Annotated in this window: 5 protein-coding genes; all 5 read left to right on the forward strand. The window is 41.2% G+C overall.

Going from position 1 to position 1968, the window contains the following annotated elements:
* Window positions 1-656 (forward strand): DinB/UmuC family translesion DNA polymerase (locus tag WS40_RS10415; RefSeq protein ID WP_046442159.1); only part of this gene is annotated, 656 nt, incomplete at its 5' end.
* 15 nt (window positions 657-671) lie between these two features.
* The gene (locus WS40_RS10420; RefSeq protein ID WP_004611567.1) at window positions 672-914 is read left to right on the forward strand and encodes a LexA family protein; all 243 of its coding nucleotides are present in this window, start codon (window positions 672-674) and stop codon (window positions 912-914) included.
* A 5-nt stretch (window positions 915-919) separates the two neighbouring features.
* Window positions 920-1174 carry a hypothetical protein gene (locus tag WS40_RS10425; protein ID WP_004611568.1) on the forward strand — a complete coding sequence of 85 codons (255 nt, stop codon included), beginning with the start codon at window positions 920-922 and terminating at the stop codon, window positions 1172-1174.
* Between the two features lie 227 nt (window positions 1175-1401).
* Window positions 1402-1554, forward strand: a complete 153-nt coding sequence (locus WS40_RS10430; protein WP_307878022.1) for a hypothetical protein — start codon at window positions 1402-1404, stop codon at window positions 1552-1554.
* A 170-nt stretch (window positions 1555-1724) separates the two neighbouring features.
* Window positions 1725-1968 (forward strand): helix-turn-helix domain-containing protein (locus tag WS40_RS10435; RefSeq protein ID WP_046442163.1); only part of this gene is annotated, 244 nt, incomplete at its 3' end.

The raw sequence follows: 1968 nt of genomic DNA on the forward strand, positions 1-1968 counted from the left end.
TTGGTATCAAAACTATAGGTGATCTTGCAAGAACAGATCAAGATGTGCTTAACAGTCACCTTGGAAAGATTGGCAGTATCTTATGGTCGTTTGCTAATGGCTATGATGATTCACCTGTCAAGCTGGAGAACACCCACGCTCCAATCAAATCCGTGGGGAACAGCACAACGACACCAAAGGATTTAGTATGCGATGAGGATGTAAAGATTGTTCTTTATATTCTGGCTGAGAGTGTTGCAGCAAGACTTCGTGAGAATGGATTCCGGTGCAGAGTGGTTGAGATAAGTGTCAGGGATAATGAATTATTCTCTTTTACCCGTCAGAAAAAGATTGACCATGCAACGAATATCACCGGAGAGATAGCTGCATATGCTTATCAGATATTTAAGGAAAACTATAACTGGAGCAAACCAATCCGCAGTGTTGGTGTCCGAGGTGCAGACTTAGTAACAGATAATTATTGGGAACAGATTGATTTGTTCTCAAGTGTGGAGAAGCGTGAAAAGCAGATGAAGATGGATTCAGCGGTGGATGAGATACGCAGAAGATTTGGATTTTACAGTATCCAGAGGGGGCTCATGTACCGGGACAGGATTCTATCGGCAGTCAATGCAAAAGAAGAACACACAGTACATCCGCATGGGTATTTTGGATAAAGAGGGAGGCGGAACATGAGCGAAGCAGCAAGAATTGATCTGGTAGACAGAGCACCATTGACGGAGAAGCAGCAGAATGTGTATGAAAGCATTATGCAATATCAGCGTGTGAATGGTTATGCTCCTACTATCAGGGAGATATGCAAGATGGTAGGGGTGGCATCGACTTCAAGTGTTTATGCACATCTGAAAATATTAGAAGAAAAAGGCTATATAGCAAGGAAGATGGATGCTTCCAGAGCAATAGCAATCTTGTAAGGAAGGTGATTACATTGAGCAATAAGGTATATGTTGATGTACTTGCAGAGTTTTCAAAGGACGGACTGCTCATTCCAAAAGAGATAACATGGGAAGATGGCAGAAAGTATGAGATTACACGAGTAAAAGACAAGCGCAGAGCAGCCAGTACAAGGGCTGGTGGAGTTGGAGAGCGTTATACCTGTGTGGTAGATGGAAAGGAAATATTCCTTTTCTATGAAGATAACAATATGTGGTTTATGGAAAGAGCCGGAGCCTGATGTGATTATGTGCTGACAGCACAATTCATATCAGTTGGCTTTAGATCAGCAAAGCCGGGGAATGTGCAGACATTCATCGGAACTCCCGGCAAAAGGCTTGCAAAGGTGATTTCCCTTTCCTTTACGAGTACAGAATTGTAGATTGATGATTTTGTATGAATAAGGAGCGAACTGAATTGAACAAAGGAAATGTTATAGAAATTAGATGTAAAAAATGCAACAAGTTAATGATGGAATACTTTGTATGCGGTGATGATTCCGCTGTAGCACTTCAGAATATTGGAATTAAGTGTGACAGATGTAAGCGAGTGATGATACTCAAGAAGTATTCCGAGGGAATGATGAAGGAACATTCTGAGAATGGGACTTTCAGAATATAATGATTGACAATTAAATTACAGCCCACCTGATAAGGGCACATCGAAAGATGGAAGCACCAGAGACGCAGGGGAAACGAACAGTATTTATGATACTGGTTTCCTCGTGCGTCTTTTTTAGTGCTGTAAAGGTAATCCGACTTGTTCGTTTCCAAGGGCGGCAAGGAGGATTTATGAGCAGTAAAGCACAGACAAGAGAAAAGGATTATGAGAGAGGATTACGAATTGCTGACAGTAGAAAGGCGATAGGATTATCACAGGATGAGTTAGCTCATAGAGTAGATATAGGCAGACAGGCATTATCAGCTATTGAAAATGGTGGAGATTTTAAGATACAGACATTAGATAATCTGGCAATCGTTCTTGGAGTGTCAGTTGATTTCATTATTTATGGAAAGAATGAGGAAAAATCAGAAC

This window comes from Ruminococcus sp. N15.MGS-57 (assembly GCF_000980385.1).
GTDB classification, from domain to species: Bacteria; Bacillota; Clostridia; order Oscillospirales; family Ruminococcaceae; genus Hominimerdicola; species Hominimerdicola aceti.